The organism is Corynebacterium sp. ZY180755 (genome assembly GCF_054331495.1).
Genome location: NZ_CM135811.1, coordinates 1,730,251 through 1,749,850, shown reverse-complemented (window position 1 = coordinate 1,749,850; position 19,600 = coordinate 1,730,251). Strand labels below are relative to the sequence as shown.

Here is a 19,600-nt window from a genome sequence, read left to right as displayed (position 1 = left end):
GTTTAGGTGCGTCGTGCGGTGGCTTTGTGGGCGAGCGCCAATAAGTTTTGCTTGGCTCCTTCGGCGAGTTCAACGTCGCCTAGGTGGGCGAGGCCTGAGGCTGTTAGATCCTCAATGAGTGCCTCGACTTCATCGGCAGCACCGGTGGATTTAATTGCATCCGCCAAGTTGGCGATATCAGCGGTCGAGGAAACGGTGCCTACGCCTGACCGGATGAGTTCAGCGGTGGAGTCGTCTGCAGACTGAAGCGCTAGCGCGATCAGGACGGTTCGCTTACCTTCGCGGAGGTCGTCGCCCGCCGGCTTGCCGGTGACCGCCGGGTCACCGAAGACGCCGAGGAGGTCGTCGCGGAGCTGGAAGGCGATACCAATGTCACGGCCGTAGGCACGTAATGCCTCGATAGTGTCTGCATTTGCCCCCGCTAACGCTGCGCCGATGTGAAGCGGTCGCTCGATGGTGTACGCGGCGGTTTTGAAACGGTTCACATTCTGTGCCAGTTCAAGAGACTCGGTGCCGGCGGCCTCGTTGTGGATGTCCAGAAGCTGTCCACCGATCACCTCGGTGCGCATCGCGCGCCACGGTTCAAACGCGCGTGCAATGGCCTCTGCTTCAAGGCCACAGCCGTGGAACATGTCGTCTGCCCATACCATTGCCATGTCGCCGGCGAGGATGCAGGTGGAAGCGCCAAAGTGCTCGCTGGACCCGTTGTAGTCACGTTCAGCGTGGAGACGTTCGGCTCGGCGGTGGACTGTGGGCGCGCCCCGGCGGGTGTCGGAGGAGTCTATGTAATCGTCGTGGATCAGTGCGCACGCTTGGATAAGCTCCAGAGAGCTAATGGCATCGAGTACTTGGGCTGGATTATATTCACGCTTTTCCCATCCGCCGGCGGCGCCAAATCCGCACCACGCGAACAGTGGTCGGATTCGTTTGCCACCGTTGAGGGTGAAGTCCTCAAGGAACTGTACGGCTTCCGTTACTGGACCGCCGATAGCTGCAACTTCAGGGCTTCTAGCTGCAAAGAATTCCCGTAGGGAGTCTTCAACCTTGGTGGGGATCTCTCCGAGAGAATACGGTGCGTGGGTGATCTCTGGTGGCTTTTGGGTCACGTTCTTACAGTTCCTTCAAGGTTGTTTTTGTGCACACGGGCGAAGCAGTTTTCAGCCTAATCGTCACTTTATGCAGTGGGCGAGAAATATGCATTTCTCTCTTTTTGCTTCTCCTAAATAAAATACCCGCCATGGAGTCATCTGCCGCTCACGCCGCGTATCAGCGCGCCATTACGGATGTTATTAATTCCCCTGCCCCGGGCAGGGTGCCCTTTTCTGTTGAGTTTATGCCGCCGCGTAATGACGCTGCCGAGCAGCGCTTGTGGAAGGCTGCGGAGACGTTCCATGACCTTGGTGCTGCATTCGTTTCTGTCACGTATGGTGCGGGTGGATCTACTCGGGAGCGCACCGCGCGAGTCGCCCGGGAGTTGGCTCGGCACCCGCTTACTACGTTGGTTCATCTGACCCTTGTCGATCACACGGTAGAAGAGCTGGAGGATATTCTTCGGGATTACGCTGCGAACGGGCTGTCCAATCTTCTCGCGTTGCGCGGTGACCCTCCCGGCGGAGACCCCCTGGGGGAGTGGATTCCCACTGACGGCGGTTTGCATTACGCGCGTGAGCTAATTGAGCTGGCGAAGTCCATGCCTGAAACTCGGCATTTTGAAATAGGCATTGCTTCTTTTCCTGAGGGGCACTTCCGCGCTCGCAGTCTTGAGGCTGATACGCAACACACGCTCGAAAAACTGCGCGCTGGTGCTGACTTTTCCATTACGCAGATGTTCTTTGATATTGAGTATTACCTGCGCCTTCGTGACCGTCTCGTTGCGGCTGATCCCGAACACGGTGCTAAACCCATCATCCCGGGAATTATGCCAATCACTAGTCTCCGCAGTGTGCGTCGTCAGGTAGAGCTTTCCGACGCTCACCTGCCCGCAGGGCTCATGGAGCGCCTGCAGGCAGCCGCAGCAGGTGATGAGGAGGCCAATGCGGCAGCTATCCGTAAGGTGGGCATTGAAATCAGCACGGAAATGGCTGATCGTCTCATTGCTGAGGGGGCTCCAGATTTGCACTTCATGACTTTGAACAACGCGCGCGCCACGCAGGAAGTTCTGCATAACTTGGGTATGGCTCCGGCTTGGGGGACCGAGCACGGTCACGACGCCGTTCGCTAATTACTGCTGTGTAGAACCGCAAAGTGGCGGGGATCGCCTAGGAACTGGAACCCGCGGAGGAAGTCTTTGAAGCCTAGGCTTCGGTATAGGGCGAAGGCATTGTTGGCCTCGCCCTCTACTTCTGGGGTTGATAGGAGAATGTGAGGGTGGCTGGTCTGGGTAATTAGCTCGTGAAAGAGATTCCTGCCTATGCCTTGACCCTGAAAATTGGGGGCGACATGGATTTCGGCCAGCTCGAAGAAGTTGGATAAAACGCTGCGATCTTCTTCGTTTGGTCCGCCTTTCTCGTACAACCCGCGTGCAATCTGCCGCGTCCACCAGTGTTCAGGGTCGCCGGAAAAGCCGTATGCGATTCCCAGCAGGTACTCACCGTCGTGAGCGCAGGCCGCTTTAAATCCTGCTCTTAATGAATCACTGATCCACACTTTCTTCCTCGACTCCAGCATGTCGGGGGAGTAGTCCATTGCGCGCAGGTATAGCTCAACTGACACGGGAGCTAATTGGCAGAACTCCCTAGCGTTTAGGGGCTGAAAATGAACATTCACAGTTTTCCATCCAACCAGTTAAGGCTGTGATCTGTCTGTACAACATGGTGGCTGTCACAGTTGCAGGGAAAAATCGAACGAGTGTTCTAATTATGGTTCGCAATGTCGCCAAGGCATCTTAGAGTACGAACCAACGCAAGCGCACACGGCGCCTTGTGCAGATCGAATCTTCATGAGGAGGGAGATTAGCCATCATGTCCAATGTAGTTTCAGCAACAACCAAGTTCAGGGGACGTTCAACCAAGCGTGAGGAGTTTATCTCCAAGGCTGACGCCCTCCTTGCGGAGGCTCGAGCGCAACATGCCGCGGGTAATCATGATGTAGCACTGGAAAGTGCTTATCGCGCGGCTTTGCGTACCGCTGGTGCTCGAATTGCAGCCTCTAAGGTTGCCAAGCGTGTTCGCAAACCTCAGGGAGCTTGGGAGCAGCTCAAGCTTGTTGATGAAGATGGCAAGCAGTGGGCGGAGGTTTTTGAGGCCTTTTCCCGCACACGTTCACGGGTAGCTTCAGGGCTGGATTTCAATGTGGAACCGCTGATTGTGGCTCGCCTTATTGTCCATGTGGAAGAGTTTCTTGCGGAAGTTGAAAAGGAAGCGGGTTGGTTGCCTGCCGCGGCCTAAAAAGCCTCGTAAGGGGGAGGCTGAAGAGTGAAATTACCCTATTCAGATGGAATGGGAACTTTGCTACTATCGTTGGAGTTGTTAGGTAGAGAGGGAAGACCTTTCTCTCCACACTAAGTAACAAAGTGGTAGTCAGTTTTTGTCCTGGTGCACTTACTTAGTCCAAAACTTACGCTTCAAACGATGTAGCAAAGGGGAGGCCACCGTGGCGCTTTCAGAGCAGGAGCAGCGGGCACTGCGCGAGATCGAGCGTTCGCTCATGAACGATGATCCCAAGTTTGGTGCGGCCGTTTCTGGTGATGGATTTGGTGGTGGCGGGGCTTTGACGCTTCGCGGAATTGCTGTCATTGTCATCGGTTTGGTGATGCTCGTTAGTGGTGTGGCACTCAGTCAGGTGTCCCTTTGGTTTGTTGTCCTATCCATTGCTGGTTTTTTGGTCATGCTGGCTGGGGCTATTTGGATGTTGCGTAGTATGCCTTCGGATGGGGTAAGGCGGGAAAGCGCATCCCTAGGTAGTGGAAAGGCCAAGGCTAAGAATGGCAATGGGATTGCTAACCGTATGGAAGATAATTTCCGCAAGCGTTTTGAGCAGTAGAACCTAGGTTTTAGGCCGGTATCGCGAAAGCGATACCGGCCTTTTGTTGTTTGCCCCACTTTTCACCACTCTCCCCACTTCTCCCCACCTTTTCTCTTGGTCCTGATTGGTTGATGGTGAGAATTTTGGTGTTATTGCTGGTTAATAGCCTTTATTGTGAACCTTGCTTATGAGAGTGTTGACCGTGTTTTTAGTTACTTAGTGGGTCTTTTGTTGCTGCTGTGGTTTGTTTTCTTGTTAATTGTAGGAAATTTCCCCACCTAGTATATTCCCTGTTCAGAGGGTGAAAAGGGGTAAAAAATTCAGTGTTTTTTGGCTCTGGGTGTTTAAAGTGGGGGAAAGTGGGGTAAAGTGGTCAGCAGGCAACAGGTGATTGGGATAAGCATGAGTATTTCAATCCTTGATGCACGACCTTTTTGGAAGATCGCTTTTCATGCACAGGGATTGGAGGTAGGGGCGAGATGTTTCTTGGCACCTACACTCCAAAACTTGATGACAAGGGACGATTGACGCTTCCTGCCAAGTTCCGCGAAGACTTGGCGGGTGGACTCATGGTTACCAAGGGGCAGGACCATTCGTTGGCTGTGTATCCACGCGAGGAATTCGCGGCTAGGGCACGGAAAGCGGCGGCTGTTTCGAGGACGAATCCTGAGGCGCGTGCGTTTATTCGTAACTTGGCAGCTAGTGCGGATGAGCAGCGACCAGACGGTCAGGGACGCATCAAATTGTCTCCAGCGCACCGCGAATACGCTGGGTTGACAAAAGAGTGTGTCGTGATTGGCTCGGTTGATTTTCTGGAAATCTGGGACGCGGAGTCCTGGAAGGCTTACCAGGCGGAGACGGAAGCTTCCTTCTCGTCTGCGGATGGTGCCATGCTTGATCAGCTGCTGTAGTGGCAGCACGCGTGCTTAAAGGTGTGCGTAGGAACTCCGTTCGGAGAGTTTAGGGATCTGGTGTACTTCCCCGATATCAGATCCCTTTCTCCAACGGGGCTCTGTGCACACCTTCGTTGTATCTGCACCTCACGTTTGTGGCTCTACCTCTTTTGATGGAAAGGATGGACTCTTAATGACTTCTTCTGAGTCGGTCGATTCTGTGAGCTATGACCTCGAGGAAAACCACGGTCATGTTCCCGTGATGCGTGCTCGGATGGCCGCCCTCATTGCGCCCTGCGTGGAGCGAATGGGGGAGGATGCAGTGATTATTGATGGCACGTTGGGTGCCGGTGGCCACTCGGAGTTCTTCCTGGAGAGCTTTCCCCAGGCCAAGGTTATTGGTCTTGATCGAGACACTAAATCATTGGGAGAAGCCCGCGAGCGCCTCGCTCGTTTTGGTGATCGCTTCCTCGGTATCCACACCCGGTTTGATCACTACGCCCCGTTGGTGGAGGAGTTGGCAGCTGAGGGTGACGCCATCGCCGAGTGCGCGTTAGCTAACGGAATCGCAGGGGCGCTGTTTGATCTGGGCGTGTCCTCTATGCAGTTGGATCAGGTCGAGCGTGGTTTCGCTTACTCGGTGGATTCGCCACTGGATATGCGGATGGATCCTTCCTCCGGTCTCACTGCTGCGGACGTGCTGAACACCTACTCCCATGGTGAGATTGCTCGAATCTTGAAAACTTACGGCGATGAGCGCTTTGCCGGCAAGATTGCTTCAGCGATCGTACGCGAGCGGGAAAAGGCTCCGTTCGAGACGTCTGCGCGTTTGGTGGACTTGCTCTACAGCACCATTCCGGCGGCTACGCGCCGCACGGGTGGACATCCTGCTAAGCGTACGTTCCAAGCGCTGCGCGTTGAGGTCAATAAGGAGCTCGAGTCGATCGAGCAGGTGCTCCCAGTGATTACGCAGCAGCTGGCTCCTGGTGGTAGGGCGGTGTTCATGTCTTATCAGTCACTGGAGGACAAGATCGTGAAGGCGTTCTTTAAGGACCTGACCACATCAAAGACTCCGCCTGGCCTCCCGATCGATCTGCCGGGTACTGCCCCTAAGTTCAAACTCATTACTAGGGGTGCGGAGAAGGCTAATCAAGACGAGATCGCTGAGAATCCTAGGGCCGCATCGGTCAGGGTTCGCGCCATTGAAGCTCTATAAGTACATACGAACTGCACAGACATTCAATTACTACCGAGGAAGCTACCTATCATGACAATGACGGATCGCCTGGATAGGCAGAAGCAGCGTTCGTACTCCTCACGTGACTACTCCGCGCAGCGCCCAGAGCGTGCTGCGCGTGCATCTCGTACTTCGCAACCTGTTCTTCCTCGCCGTACTGAGCGCGTACTGCCACGCTCCGGTGTGAGCGTCACTACCACGTCTGCTTCGGGTAATCGTCTGTCTCACCGCGGTCGTCGTTTGCGCACCAACATCAAGAAGATTGATCCGCGCACGCTGCGCTTCGTAGTGCTTACGACCCTGACATTGGTGGTGGGCATTTTCGTATCGATGTTTCTGTCGGGTGTCACTGCCCAGCAAACCTTCGAGATGAAGGATCTAAAGGCCCAAGAAACCACTTTGTTGAACCAGGTTGAAACACTGAATCGGGACCTAGAAAGCGTTTCATCTTCTTCAGAGATTGCTCGTCGTGCGTCTGAAATGAAGATGGTTGTCCCGGAGCAGCCTGGCATCTTGGTAACAAATTCCAAGGGCGACACAGTAGAGCAGCGACCGGCCGGTGACGTTACCCGTCCTATAGTTGATGTGAATGGTCAGCGTGTCCGTTCCAATGTTGCTTCGTCTGATCCAAAAAAGACTGATGAAGTAGTGGACGACCTACACGCTGTGCCAGGTACCGGTAACCACAACCCAGCTCCGGGTTATGTAGGTGCACCGTACGCTGCAACTGCACAGTCAAATGAGGGTGGAAACGAGTAGTGACCGGACCGCGAAATGGTCGTGAATTCCCGGGGCGTGATCATGCGTCCCGGGTTTCGGCGCGTGAAACGAGCAGGCGCCGTGAACGCGAAAGTGAACTCGGCCTAGCCCGCAGAGTAAATAAGCCAACAAACCCCGCCTCAAATAGGGCCACGAGTTTCAATCGCATCAAGGTCGCGAGCATTATTGCTATCTGCCTTGCGGTCGCAATTATTGGCCGCATGGTGTTCGTTCAAGCACTTTGGGGTGATGAGCTCAAGCTCGCCGCTTCTGAGCAGCGGTCTGCTACTTACACAGATCCTGCTCGTCGCGGTGAGATCCTAGATCGGACGGGCAAGAAGCTGGCGTACACATTTGAGGCGCGCTCGTTGACTGCTTCTCCTGTGGTGTTGCGTGCGGAGTTGCCGTGGGTCATTGAGCAGGAGATGATCAACGAGGGTGCGGATGAGACGATGTCGTACCAGGAGATCAAGCAGGCCGCACAGGATCGTGTACCAGAGCGCCTTGAGTACTATGCCAATGAGATCACTCGTATCATCAGCGAGTCCTCTAACTCTGAGCAGGAAATTCGCCCTCAAGAGCTCGTAGACAAGCTCAATTCTGATACTACGTACACCGTTTTGGTGCGAAACGTTGATCCGGATCTGGCGCAGCAAATTGGTGAGAAGTTCTGGGGTATTACGCCTGAGCTACAGAAGGTCCGCCAGTACCCGAACGGTGCGGTGGCTAGCCCTGTGATTGGCAAGATCAATCAGGACGGCATGGGGCAGTTTGGCTTTGAGGTGGCCAATGAGCGTTTGCTTGCGGGTACAGACGGCCGAGCTAGGTACGAGGTATCTGCAGACGGCCAAGAGATTCCTGGCTCCTTGCGTGATCAAGTGCCAGCGCAGGACGGTAAGGACGTAACTCTTACCCTTGATCTGGATTTGCAGACCTACGTGCAGCAGCAGATTGAGCAGGCGGTGGCTAACTCGAAGGCTAAGAGCGGTGAGGCAGTGGTGCTTGACTCCGCCACCGGCCAAATTTTAGCGATGGCGAACTCTGGCTCCATTAACCCAATGGGCAATATTGAGCAGCAGGTTGAGCGCGGCAAGGATTTCACCAACACGGCAATTTCTTCTCCATTTGAACCTGGTTCTGTGGCCAAGATTATTACCGCTGCTGGTGTGATCGAGGACGGTAAGTCCACTCCTGATGAGGTGCTCCAGGTTCCAGGTTCCATCGATATGGCTGGCGTTTCGGTGAAGGATGCTTGGGATCATGGTGTTGTTCCGTATACCACCACCGGTGTTTTTGGTAAGTCCTCTAACGTGGGTACGTTGATGCTTGCCCAGCGCTTGGGTGAAGATCGCTACGCTGATCTGCTCAACAAGTTTGGTGTGGGGCAAGCAACTGGTGTGGAGCTTCCCGGAGAGTCTGCTGGTCTTTTGCCAGCGCGACAGCAGTGGTCTGGTGGAACGTGGGCAAACTTGCCTATCGGCCAAGGCATGAGTTGGACGGTGCTGCAAATGGCCAGCGTCTATCAGGCATTGGCCAATGACGGCGTCCGTATTGAGCCACGCCTGATCAAGGAAGTCAAGGATCAGGATGGCAACGTCATCGATCAGCCTGATCCAAAGCAGGTCGAGGTGGTTTCACCAGAAACCGCCCGCACTGTTGTAGACATGTTCCAGTCTGTTGTGCAGTCGGATCCAACGGGCGTGCAGCAGGGAACTGGTGCGAATGGCGCGGTGGAGGGCTACCAGATTTCGGGTAAGACCGGCACTGCGCAGCAGGTGGATCCAAATACCGGCGCCTACTCTAATTCGGCTTACTGGATTACGTTCGCGGGTATTGCTCCCGCGGATGATCCGCGTTACGTGATCGCCATCCAGCTGGACCAGCCACAGCGTGGCGTTCACGGTGAAGGTGGTCAGTCCGCCGCGCCGTTGTTTGCAGATATTGCTAGTTGGCTCCTCAACCGTGACAATGTTCCACTGTCTCCTCCGAAGGAAGGCAAGTTGATTTTGGAAGCTACCGAATAGCTGCATGGGATATTCCCCGCCTGTGATAACTGAATAGACAGAAGTTTCAACACAATCCAAGGAGTAGTCAACGTGGCAGTAACTCTTTCCAAGCTTGCAGAGATTTCCGGTGGTGAGCTCATTGCCGGTGAGCAAGGAACTGATCTTGAGGTAACTGATATCACCTTGGATTCCAATGAGGTAACCCAAGGCGCTATGTTCGCGGCATTGCCAGGCACTCGCCAGCATGGCGCAATGTTTGCGGCTGGTACCAGCGCTACTGCTATTTTGACTGACCACGCGGGCAAAGAGATCCTCGATGCTGCCGGAGAGAAGCGACCAATTCTGGTGGTGGAAGATATCCGCGCGGTATTAGGAAAAGTAGCTGCGGAGATTTTTGATCACCCATCCAAGAAGCTGACGATCATTGGCATTACCGGTACGAGTGGCAAGACTACAACCAGCTACCTGGTGGAAGCAGGATTGCTTGCAGAGGGCAAGAAGGTTGGACTCATCGGCACTACCGGAACCCGCATCAATGCGAAGCCGGTACCAACTAAACTTACTACCCCTGAGGCACCAAAACTTCAGGCTCTGTTCGCCCGCATGGTGGAAGAGGGCGTCACACACGTGGTTATGGAAGTGTCCTCCCATGCGCTGATGCTGGGCCGTGTTACCGGTACGCACTTCGCTGCTGCGGGCTTTACCAACTTGAGCCAAGACCACTTAGATTTCCATGACACGATGGATGAGTACTTCGAGGCTAAGGCTCTGTTCTTTGACCCTCGAAGCCCAATTCATGCTCAGCAGTCTGTCGTCTGTATCGACGACTCTTGGGGCGAGAAAATGGCTGAGCGTACAGGTGGTGATGGGGTTCTTACCACGGTGGCCACCGAAAAACAGGCTGACGTCATGGCGTCCGAGGTTGTGGCGTTTGATACTGGAGCACAAACCTTCACACTCACCATCGACGGCACATCTGCCACGGTTAACCTTCCGCTCCCAGGCGCATTCAATGTAGCTAATGCCACCTTAGCTGCTGCGTTGGCTCACGTGACGGGCAGTGATGTTGCTGCATTTATTAAAGGCATGGAGTCCGTGGGCGTTCCTGGACGCATGGAGCGTATCGACGCCGGCCAGGATTTCCTGGCGGTGGTGGACTACGCCCACAAACCGGCCGCCGTGGCGGCCGTTCTGAATACCCTGCGCGGCCAGGTATCTGGCCGAGTGGGTGTGGTCGTTGGTGCCGGTGGTGACCGAGACAATTCTAAGCGCCCAATAATGGGCGCGGAAGCTGTCAAGGGCGCGGATTTTGTTGTCATCACTGATGACAACCCACGCACGGAGGATCCGGCAACCATCCGCAGTCAGGTCATGGCCGGCGCGTTGGAGGCGCAGAAGAAGGTTGAGCACGAGGTGGAGATCCTCGAGGTTGGGGATCGTCGAGAAGCAATCGAAGCCGCGATGCGCTGGGCGCAAGCAGGAGATGGTGTGGTCGTTGCTGGCAAGGGCCACGAAGTGGGCCAGTTAATTGGCGATGTGAATCACCACTTTGATGATCGTGAGGAAGTGCGAGCTGCCATTGGCAAGATTGCGAGGGAGAAATAAATGATCACGCTATCTCTTTCCCAGATTGCGCAGATCACCGGCGGAAAGGTCCACGGTGATCCGGACATTGAGGTTACTGGTGGTGTTGAATTTGACTCCCGCAGGATCGAGCAGGGAGGGTTGTTCATTGCCCTAGCGGGGGCGAAGGTGGACGGGCATACGTTTGCTGCGCAGACTATTGAAAATGGCGCTGCTGGAGTGCTTGCCTTCCGTGACGTGGATGCCCCTAGCGTGATTGTTCCTCCAGTTGAAAAGAATGCCGCCGCGGCAAAAAGTTACGCTCTTGAGCACGACACCGATGGTGCCGTAGAAGCGGTCCTCGCGGCCATGGGTAAGCTGGCTCGTCACGTGGTGGATACGCTGGTGGCCGAACACGACATGCTCGTTGTGGGCGTGACTGGTTCGGCGGGAAAGACCTCCACCAAGGACATTATGGCGTCAATCTTCTCTGCGGCGGGTGAGACTATTGCTCCGCCTGGGTCCTTCAACAACGAGATCGGTCACCCGTACACGGCACTGAAGTGCGATGAAACCACCCAGTTCTTGATTGCTGAAATGTCGGCTCGCGGGCTAGGCCACGTGGCACACTTGGCGCGGATCGCGCCCCCTCGAATTGGCGTGGTGCTGAACGTGGGATCGGCACACATCGGGGAGTTCGGCTCGCGTGAAGTCATTGCGCAGGCCAAGGGTGAGTTGGTTGAGGCACTGCCTTCGGCTGACAATGGTGGCGTGGCCGTTTTGAATCTCGACGACGACGTCGTGGCTGGCATGGCCCCACGCACCTCGGCCAAGATTCTGTACTTTTCTGCAGTGGGCGATGAGCGCGCGCAGGTGCGCGCAACTAACATCAGCTTGGACGCGCAGGCCCGGCCACATTTCACCTTGCACGTTGAGGGGCAAGATCCACGGCAAGTCACCCTGGGTATTTATGGTCTTCACCAGGTGGACAACGCCCTAGCCGCGATTGCCGCAGGTGTGGGAGCAGGACTGGATCTGGACCTCATCGTCGCTGCGGTGCAGGGACACACTAACGTCTCTGCGCACCGGATGGATGTGCAGTCGCGCGCCGATGGAGCGACGATCATCAATGATGCCTACAACGCCAACCCAGAATCCATGCGTGCGGGATTGAACGCACTGGTTGCTACAGCCACGGGACGTGACGGTGCGCGCAGCTTCGCGGTGCTGGGGCCGATGGGAGAGCTGGGTGATGACGGTGTGGCACAGCATGAGAAGCTAGCCCAAGTCATTGCTGAACTCGGCGTGGATAGGCTTGTCGCTGTGGGGGATAACGAGTACTCCAAGGCCCTTGCATCTGCCGCGACGAAGCTCGGCACCGAGACCTCCCTCGCAAAAGACAACGATGCAGCCGCTAGTATTGTGGCAGGTGAGTTGAAAGAGGCAGATGTAGTGCTTGTGAAAGCATCTAACTCTTTCAGGCTCTGGGAAGTGGCGGAAAAACTTCTCACGTAAAAACGGCTAGAATTCTTACTTTCCGTACTTAGTTTTCCGAGTATGCAGTCGATTGCATAGCTGATGCACAAAAGAATACAAACAACAGTGAACCAACTTGAACTACTAGAACAGCAGGTGAGGAACTAATGACCCAAATCATCATGGCCGGAGTCATTGGTTTACTCGTGTCCATTTTCACCACCCCCGTCCTGATTCGCCGCTTCTCCGCGGAGGGAATTGGTCAGGAGATTCGTGAGGACGGCCCAAAGTCACACCTCCGCAAACGCGGTACGCCAACCATGGGTGGTATCGCCATCCTTGCGGGTATCACCGTTGCCTATGTGGTCGTAGGTATCGTGGGCGAGGTCACGGGTAACGGTGGTTTCACGGCCTCCGGCGTGCTCGTTCTCGGCCTTACCCTAGCTCTGGGCGGTTTGGGTTTTGCGGATGACTTCATCAAGCTGTACAAAGGTCGCAACCTAGGCCTGAACAAGAAGGCAAAACTGATTGGTCAGTTTGCCGCTGCAATGCTGTTCGGATACCTGATCCTACAGTTCCCAGATGAGAACGGGCTGACACCAGGCTCCACCCACCTGTCATTTATCCGTGACATTGATACGGTAGACCTTGCGCTAGGTGGCGGAGTAGTGGGGCTTATCTTGTTCCTGCTCTTCATGTACATTCTGATTTCCGCGTGGTCTAACGCGGTGAACCTCACCGACGGCCTCGACGGGCTCGCTGCTGGTGCAACCTCGCTCGTCATGGGCGCATACGCCTTGATTACTTTCTGGCAGTTCCGCAACGCCTGCACCGCTGGCGCCGCACCTGGTTGCTACGACGTGCGAGACCCACTGGATTTGGCGGTCCTTTCTGCCGCCGGTTTGGGTGCATGCCTCGGCTTCCTGTGGTGGAACGCGGCCCCTGCAAAAATCTTTATGGGTGACACCGGCTCCCTCGCATTGGGCGGCCTAGTGGCAGGCCTGTCCGTCGCGTCCCGCACCGAACTTCTGATGGTGATCATCGGAGCGCTGTTCGTGATCGAGGCGGCCTCTGTTGTGGTCCAGGTGATTGGCTACCGCACTAAGAAGATCCGCATCCTCCGCATGGCGCCTATTCACCACCACTTCGAAAATGGTGGCTGGGCGGAGACCACAGTTGTTATCCGTTTTTGGTTGGTGGCGGCTCTTGCTGCGCTAATCGGCATCTCAGCCTTCTATGGTGAATGGCTGTCTTTCGTAGGAGTGTAGGTTCATGACTAACTTGGTTGACGCTTTCACAGAGCTCGGTGGGAAGGTCCTTGTCACTGGAGCCGGTATCTCCGGAGTGGGTGTGGCCCGCTTACTGTCGGACTTGGGCGTTGACGTCACTATCGCTGACTCCTCCGATACCGCCCTGTCACGCGCTGCGGAGGCAACGGGTGTGGGTACCATCCTGGTTGGTGATGCCTTAGAGGTAGTGGGAGAGTACTCGATCATCGTTACCTCGCCGGGTTGGCGCCCGGACAGCGAGCTGTTCATTGCCGCGGGTAGCGCGGGTGTGCCGGTTATTGGCGACGTGGAATTATGCTACCGCCTAGATGCTGCAGAGGTTTTTGGGCCTAAGCGGTTCTGGATGGTGGTTACGGGAACAAACGGTAAGACCACTACCACTGCCATGCTAGCGTCCATGATGACACACGGCGGTCATAAGGCAGAGGCCGTGGGTAACATTGGCATTTCCGTTGCAGATGCGCTTGTTTCCCAAGACCGCGTCGACACACTGGTAGCGGAGCTGTCCAGCTTTCAGTTGCACTGGTCTAGCGAGCTCACACCTGATGTGGGCGTGCTGTTGAACTTAGCGGATGACCACATTGACTGGCACGGTAGCTTCGGCGCGTACGCAGAAGCCAAGGCTAAGGTGCTCAAGGCACCAAAGGCAGTGGCGGGGATTGATGACGAGCACGTGCGCGCCCAAATCGAGCGCCTTGGTGTAGCACCCATTGGCTTCACGTTGAACCAGCCAAAAGAGGGCCAGTTTGGAGTCAAAGACGGTGAGCTTATCGACGCGGCCACTACCGCCGCACCGGTTGCGGTGGCTCCGGCCGAGGGCATTCAGCCCCCAGGCCCCGCCGGCATCTACGATGCCTTGGCAGCATCGGCCGCAGCGCGCGCTGCGGGCGTCGGAAGCGAAGCCATTGCGAGCGCCCTCCGAGGTTTTGAGGTGGCTGGTCACCGCGGTCAGGTGGTAGCAGCCTGGGACGGCAATGTAGCTATCGATAATTCCAAGGCCACGAACCCTCACGCGGCAGACACCGCTTTGGCTGGGCATGACAGTGTCATCTGGGTAGCCGGTGGCCAACTCAAGGGCGCTGAGGTTGATGATCTTATCCGGACCCACGCTCACCGCCTCAAGGCTGTTGCGCTTTTGGGTGTTGATCGCGACATTATTGCTGATTCCGTGGCACGCTGGGCGCCGGAAGCAGTGGTGTTTGCCACGGACTCCACCGATCCGAAGCAGGCCATGGAAGAGGTAGTGGATTTTGCCGTGGCGCAGGCCAGTGGCAATGACGCCGTCATTCTAGCGCCTGCTGCAGCCAGCTTAGATATGTACACCGGCATGGGGCAGCGAGGCATGATGTTTGCTGAAGCCGTCCAACAACGCGTTAACTAAATACTTCTTTTCACAACTTCTTCTCGCTTGGCACACTGGGCGAAAAGCACCACTACACACCTTTTTGTAAGGGGATACGGCTATGACGAACCCACCGCAGCTGCCGAATACGCCACGCAGTCGTCGGCGCAGTGTTGATGATGCTCCCACAATCAAGCAAGACGCTGTGCAGTCACGCATTCCGCAGCGCAAGCGCACCTTCTTGCATAATGTTGGGGAAAAATTCGCACGGATGCATGTAGCGCCCCTCGCAAACTACATCATGATCCTGATGCTGGTAGCCATGCTTACCGTCCTCGGAGTAGTCATGGCTATGTCCTCGTCCATGAGCATGTCCATCGTGGAAACCAGCTCCGCGTGGGCGCAGGCATCGAGGCAAGCAATGATGGTGGGTCTTGGTCTGATAGTGATGTGGGTAGCTATGAAAACCAAGCTCGTTACCGTGCGCCGCTACTCCGGCATGTTGCTGGGAGTATCCATCTTATTGCTGGTAGCCGTCCTCATTCCTGGTATCGGTACTGGCTTAGCAGAAACCGGATCGCAGTCGTGGATCGTCCTCGGCCCGATCCGCCTGCAGCCCAGTGAGATTGCGCGTATCGCGATCGCTGTATGGGGTGCAGCTTATTTGTCTGAACGCACCAAGGACGCCGCTGAACGTCGCAAAAAGTTCATCACGTACGGCGTGGTGGCCATGGTCATGACCCTGCTCATCTTCTTCGAACGCGACATGGGTATGGGTATTTCATTCTTCCTGGTTGCCTTCGTCCTGGGTATCTTCGCAGGCATGCCCATCAAGGTGATGCTTTACACTGCGGCCGTTGGTGCAGCTGGTTTGTTGACCCTGATGCTGGCAGGCGGCTTCCGCTCCGCGCGCTTCACTGTGTACTTTGATGCTCTCTTTGGGCACTTCGAGGACACGAAGGGCACCGCGTTCCAGAGCTACCAAGGATTCCTGTCGCTGGCGGACGGCGAGCTGTTCGGTATGGGCCTTGGCCAGTCCCGCGCCAAGTGGTTCTACCTGCCGGAGGCAAAGAATGACTTCATCTTCGCCATTGTGGGCGAGGAGCTTGGGGTGGTAGGCGCATCACTAGTAGTCATCATGTTTTGCTTGCTGGGCTTCTTTGGCCTGCGCACTGCACGCTACGGCGCTAACCAATTCACTACGCTTATGGCAGCGACCCTGACTACCGCCATCGTTCTCCAAGCATTCATCAACATGGGTTACGTGGTAGGACTGTTCCCAGTTACCGGTATTCAGTTACCGCTACTATCCTCCGGCGGTACCTCAGCGATCATCACCTTAGGTGCGATGGGATTGCTCGCTAACTGTGCGCGCCATGAACCACAGGCCATTTCTTACATGGCCAGTTACGGTCGACCAAGTGTGGACCACATGTTGTTCCTCGCAGAGCCTACACTTGACGACGTCGACCCCCGCCCGCAGCACCCAGGCGTCCGTGAATCACGCGGGGTTCGCGGGACACGCCCAGCGGGATACGATCGCGCTGAGACGGTGCAATCGCGGCCCGCGCCACGACCACAGTCCACCGGTTCCATCCGCGTGGTATCTCACGGCCGTGACACCAAGACCCAATCACGCACTCAGCACAGCCACGCTCATCGCCCGCAGCGGGCGGACTACCGTGGTCGGCAACAAGGAACTGGACACGGAACGAATTCACGTGATGATAGGAGACGACGCTAGATGACTCTTAACGTAGTAGTAGCCGGAGGTGGCACTGCAGGCCACATTGAACCGGCAATGGCGGTCGCTGAAGAACTCCGCGACCGCAGCCATAATGTTATTGCGTTGGGCACAGCTAGAGGTTTGGAAACAGACATTGTTCCTGCGCGCGGATTTGAGCTCAAGCTGATCAAGCCAGTGCCAGTACCGCGCAAACCAAGCGTGGAGCTTTTAAAGCTTCCAGCCAAACTGGCATCCACCATAAAGGAGACCAAGGAGATCCTCGCCGAGCACAACACTGACGTGCTCATTGGCTTCGGTGGATACGTGTCCGCACCTGCCTACCTCGCGGCCCGGGCTCTGGGTATACCATTCTTTGTTCACGAGGCAAATGCCCGCGCAGGTATGGCCAATAAATTGGGTGTCGCTCTTGGTGGCATTGGGTTGAACTCCGTTGCGGATTCTGGGCTCAAAGGTGAGATTGTGGGTATCCCGCTGCGTAAGACGCTGTACGGCAACCAAGAACAACTTGCAGCTCGCGCTAAGGACCTATGGAATCTCGACGACAGCCGCAAAACCATCCTGATCACCGGCGGTTCCCAAGGTGCGCAGAGCGTGAACAAGGCAGTAGCCGGAGCAGTGGATCAGCTGACGGATGCGGGATATCAGATCATCCATGCATATGGAAAGAAGAATCAAGCACCGCACGCCAAGGCGTTTTATCACCCCGTGCCTTATATCGAAGATATGGGTGCCGCATATGCGGTAGCGGACCTGTATGTGGGCCGCTCAGGCGCCATGACGGTAGCTGAAACCACTGCGGCGAACGTGCCTGCAATCTACGTTCCATTGCCACACGGCAACGGTGAGCAAGGCCTGAACGCCAAATCTATCGTGAACGCCGGCGGCGCTGAGATTGTGAATGACCACGACTTGAACCCTGTGCTGCTGGTAGAGAAGGTCACGGACATTCTCGAGAACAAACACCAAACCATGGCAGATGCCACGAAGCTATCCGGCTTGGGTAACGCCGCGGTAGTCATTGCAAATAAGCTTGAAGAAGCAGCCCGCAAGTAGAACACGTCCTTGGAAAGATGCAGACAATGACCGAACAGATTTCAATCGACCTCTCCCGCGTTCACCTCATTGGTATCGGCGGTGCTGGTATGTCCGGTGTCGCCCGCATTCTGCTGGCACGCGGCGCGACCGTGTCCGGCTCTGACATGAAGGACTCCCGACCACTGCTGGCGTTGCGTTCCATGGGCGCAAAGATTGCGGTGGGGCACGCCGCGGAGAATCTCACCATGACAGGTGAGCTGCCGACCGTGGTCGTAACCTCATTCGCTGCGATCCCTCAGGACAACCCTGAGTTGGTGGCAGCGAAGGAAAACAACATCCCCATCATCCGTCGCTCCGACCTGCTGGGGGAACTGCTCGAAGGTCACACTCAGGTGTTGATTGCTGGCACTCACGGCAAGACCTCCACCACCTCCATGACCGTGGTGGCCATGCAGGCGGCCGGCATGGATCCAAGCTTCGCTATTGGCGGCCAACTTAATAAGGCCGGTACCAATGCCCACCATGGCACCGGCGAGTGCTTCGTGGCTGAGGCCGATGAATCTGACGCGTCTCTTCTGCGTTACAACCCACATGTTGCGGTGGTTACCAATATTGAGCCGGATCACCTTGACTTCTTCAAAACTCCAGAGGCCTACTTCCAAGTATTTGAGGATTTCGCTGATCGCCTTACTGATACCGGGCATCTCGTGGTGTGCCTTGACGACGACACCGCGGCCCAGCTCGGCGAGCGTGTCAAAGACCGCGTCACGGTCTCCGGCTATGGCACCGCCGAAGCCGCCGCCAAGCACCCCGATATCACCGCCGCTACCGTGGTCTCCACCGAAATCCATGATCAGGCAACCCGCGTGACCGCGAAGGTTTTCGATGAAGAGATCAGCTTCGATCTGCAGATCCCAGGTGATCATATGGTGCTTAACGCACTTGCGTCCCTGACTGCAGGCGTCATTGCTGGTGGAAACTTGGAGAAGCTGGCGGAGGGAATCTCAGACTTCTCGGGCGTCCGCCGTCGTTTTGAGTTCCGTGGCCGCATTGAGGCTGAGAAGTACGCCGGTGCTGAGGTCTATGATGACTACGCCCACCACCCAACAGAGGTCACCGCGGTACTGAAGGCAGCGCAGGAGAAGATCGAAGCGCGAGGCAAGGGCAGAGTAGTGGTTGCTTTCCAGCCACATCTGTACTCCCGCACGATGGAATTTGCCAAGGAATTTGCCCAGGCACTTTCGATCGCTGATGAAGTGGTGGTGTTGGATATCTTTGGCGCCCGCGAGAAAACCGTGGAGGGTGTGGATTCCCGCATCATTACGGACCACGTGACCAAGCCTGTGATCTTTGAGCCAGACTTCTCAGCAGTGCCAGACCGTATCGCTGAGATAGCTAAGCCAAACGACATCATCATGACCATGGGTGCAGGTTCAGTCACCATGCTAGCTAACGAGATCTTGATAAAACTAGAGGGCGCCGTCTAAGCGCGGCTTTGAGAGAAAGGTTCCGGAGTAAGGCATGAGTGTGAAAAAGGGCCTAGCGCTAGTGGTAGGCATCATCATGGCGGCTGCGCTGGCCTTTGGTATCTGCTATGCCTTCCCTGTTTTCAAAGTCAACCACTTTGAAATACAGGGCCTGGCGCAATCCACGGCGAAAGAAGTAGAAGATGCAACCGGCATCGACCGTGGCTCCAACTTAGTGCGTGTTTCCCCGCAGTCCGCGGCCATGGGAGTAGCGAAGTTGCCGTGGGTGGATAGTGTGTCTGTGAATACCTCGCTACCGGGCACTGTCAACGTCAGTATCACTGAGGTAGAAGCGCAGGCATTTGTGCAGCGTTCAGATGGGGACCACCTCATTGACGAGGATGGCCGAGCTTTCGTTATCCAACCTGCACCTGCGGGCCTGATAAAGATCACCGGCAGCAATGAGGATGACCAGAGGGCCTTCCAAGGCGTGATCACCCTCATTAAGGCTCTGGAAAAGGACACGCGCGACAAGATCGTTGAGATCGATGTGCCACGGCGCAACGAGATGACTATTGTCACCAAAGACGGAAAGCGAATCTACTGGGGATCAGTGGACAACGCCAAAGATAAAGCTATTACCTTGAAGTATGCGTTGGAGCGTGGGGAAGCTAACCTGGACATCTCCGGTGCGCCGGTGATAGCCGTCAAAAACTAATAACAAGACCGAGTGCTCATGCGCTCGGTCTTTTCTCCACTCTTGGACGTGTTTTCATCCGGCTCGAAAAGCTATCTCACTAAGCACTCAGTTTCGAACGATTAGC

General features: G+C 55.9%; 17 protein-coding genes. 15 read left to right on the top strand and 2 right to left on the bottom strand.

Annotated features, from left to right (window positions below; genetic code table 11):
* Nucleotides 1-2 precede the first annotated feature (2 nt).
* On the bottom strand, nucleotides 3-1,106 hold the full coding sequence (locus ACXM2N_RS08010) for a polyprenyl synthetase family protein (protein WP_458487600.1): 1,104 nt from the start codon (nucleotides 1,104-1,106) through the stop codon (nucleotides 3-5).
* A gap of 131 nt (nucleotides 1,107-1,237) precedes the next feature.
* Between ACXM2N_RS08010 and metF the strand changes: the two genes are divergently transcribed.
* Nucleotides 1,238-2,221 carry a methylenetetrahydrofolate reductase [NAD(P)H] gene (gene metF, locus ACXM2N_RS08005; RefSeq protein WP_458487598.1) on the top strand — a complete coding sequence of 328 codons (984 nt, stop codon included), beginning with the start codon at nucleotides 1,238-1,240 and terminating at the stop codon, nucleotides 2,219-2,221.
* Here the strand turns inward: metF and ACXM2N_RS08000 are convergent.
* Nucleotides 2,218-2,712 (bottom strand): GNAT family N-acetyltransferase, encoded by a 495-nt coding sequence (locus ACXM2N_RS08000; RefSeq protein ID WP_458487596.1) that lies wholly within the window; start codon nucleotides 2,710-2,712, stop codon nucleotides 2,218-2,220. The two genes, metF and ACXM2N_RS08000, sit on opposite strands and share 4 nt — an antisense overlap.
* A gap of 248 nt (nucleotides 2,713-2,960) precedes the next feature.
* On the opposite strand from ACXM2N_RS08000, the gene ACXM2N_RS07995 reads away from it, so the two are divergent.
* The 14 genes from ACXM2N_RS07995 (at nucleotide 2,961) to ACXM2N_RS07930 (ending at nucleotide 19,494) form a co-directional block, all read left to right on the top strand.
* Entirely contained in the window at nucleotides 2,961-3,386 is a 426-nt protein-coding gene (locus ACXM2N_RS07995) for an SAV_6107 family HEPN domain-containing protein (RefSeq protein WP_458487594.1), read from the top strand.
* Between the two features lie 205 nt (nucleotides 3,387-3,591).
* The gene (locus ACXM2N_RS07990) at nucleotides 3,592-3,981 is read left to right on the top strand and encodes a DUF3040 domain-containing protein (protein ID WP_458487592.1); all 390 of its coding nucleotides are present in this window, start codon (nucleotides 3,592-3,594) and stop codon (nucleotides 3,979-3,981) included.
* A gap of 461 nt (nucleotides 3,982-4,442) precedes the next feature.
* Nucleotides 4,443-4,874, top strand: a complete 432-nt coding sequence (gene mraZ / locus ACXM2N_RS07985) for a division/cell wall cluster transcriptional repressor MraZ (RefSeq protein WP_458487590.1) — start codon at nucleotides 4,443-4,445, stop codon at nucleotides 4,872-4,874.
* 175 nt (nucleotides 4,875-5,049) lie between these two features.
* Complete coding sequence (gene rsmH, locus ACXM2N_RS07980; RefSeq protein ID WP_458487588.1) at nucleotides 5,050-6,072, top strand: 16S rRNA (cytosine(1402)-N(4))-methyltransferase RsmH; 1,023 nt, start codon at nucleotides 5,050-5,052, stop codon at nucleotides 6,070-6,072.
* Between the two features lie 51 nt (nucleotides 6,073-6,123).
* Nucleotides 6,124-6,852, top strand: coding sequence for a hypothetical protein (locus tag ACXM2N_RS07975; RefSeq protein WP_458487586.1), 729 nt, complete (start codon nucleotides 6,124-6,126; stop codon nucleotides 6,850-6,852).
* A 221-nt stretch (nucleotides 6,853-7,073) separates the two neighbouring features.
* The gene (locus ACXM2N_RS07970) at nucleotides 7,074-8,876 is read left to right on the top strand and encodes a peptidoglycan D,D-transpeptidase FtsI family protein (RefSeq protein ID WP_458491082.1); all 1,803 of its coding nucleotides are present in this window, start codon (nucleotides 7,074-7,076) and stop codon (nucleotides 8,874-8,876) included.
* A gap of 54 nt (nucleotides 8,877-8,930) precedes the next feature.
* Nucleotides 8,931-10,463, top strand: coding sequence for a UDP-N-acetylmuramoyl-L-alanyl-D-glutamate--2,6-diaminopimelate ligase (locus tag ACXM2N_RS07965; protein ID WP_458491080.1), 1,533 nt, complete (start codon nucleotides 8,931-8,933; stop codon nucleotides 10,461-10,463).
* Nucleotides 10,464-11,936: a UDP-N-acetylmuramoyl-tripeptide--D-alanyl-D-alanine ligase gene (locus ACXM2N_RS07960; RefSeq protein ID WP_458487584.1), complete on the top strand. Its 1,473-nt coding sequence runs from the start codon at nucleotides 10,464-10,466 to the stop codon at nucleotides 11,934-11,936.
* 128 nt (nucleotides 11,937-12,064) lie between these two features.
* Nucleotides 12,065-13,165 carry a phospho-N-acetylmuramoyl-pentapeptide-transferase gene (gene mraY, locus ACXM2N_RS07955; RefSeq protein WP_458487582.1) on the top strand — a complete coding sequence of 367 codons (1,101 nt, stop codon included), beginning with the start codon at nucleotides 12,065-12,067 and terminating at the stop codon, nucleotides 13,163-13,165.
* 4 nt (nucleotides 13,166-13,169) lie between these two features.
* Nucleotides 13,170-14,567: a UDP-N-acetylmuramoyl-L-alanine--D-glutamate ligase gene (gene murD, locus ACXM2N_RS07950; RefSeq protein ID WP_458487580.1), complete on the top strand. Its 1,398-nt coding sequence runs from the start codon at nucleotides 13,170-13,172 to the stop codon at nucleotides 14,565-14,567.
* Between the two features lie 82 nt (nucleotides 14,568-14,649).
* Nucleotides 14,650-16,272 carry an FtsW/RodA/SpoVE family cell cycle protein gene (locus ACXM2N_RS07945; protein ID WP_458487578.1) on the top strand — a complete coding sequence of 541 codons (1,623 nt, stop codon included), beginning with the start codon at nucleotides 14,650-14,652 and terminating at the stop codon, nucleotides 16,270-16,272.
* On the top strand, nucleotides 16,273-17,328 hold the full coding sequence (gene murG / locus ACXM2N_RS07940; RefSeq protein WP_458487576.1) for an undecaprenyldiphospho-muramoylpentapeptide beta-N-acetylglucosaminyltransferase: 1,056 nt from the start codon (nucleotides 16,273-16,275) through the stop codon (nucleotides 17,326-17,328).
* Between the two features lie 17 nt (nucleotides 17,329-17,345).
* Complete coding sequence (gene murC / locus ACXM2N_RS07935; protein ID WP_458487574.1) at nucleotides 17,346-18,797, top strand: UDP-N-acetylmuramate--L-alanine ligase; 1,452 nt, start codon at nucleotides 17,346-17,348, stop codon at nucleotides 18,795-18,797.
* Nucleotides 18,798-18,831: 34 nt separating this feature from the next.
* Nucleotides 18,832-19,494, top strand: a complete 663-nt coding sequence (locus tag ACXM2N_RS07930) for a cell division protein FtsQ/DivIB (RefSeq protein WP_458487572.1) — start codon at nucleotides 18,832-18,834, stop codon at nucleotides 19,492-19,494.
* The last annotated feature ends 106 nt before the right edge of the window (nucleotides 19,495-19,600 follow it).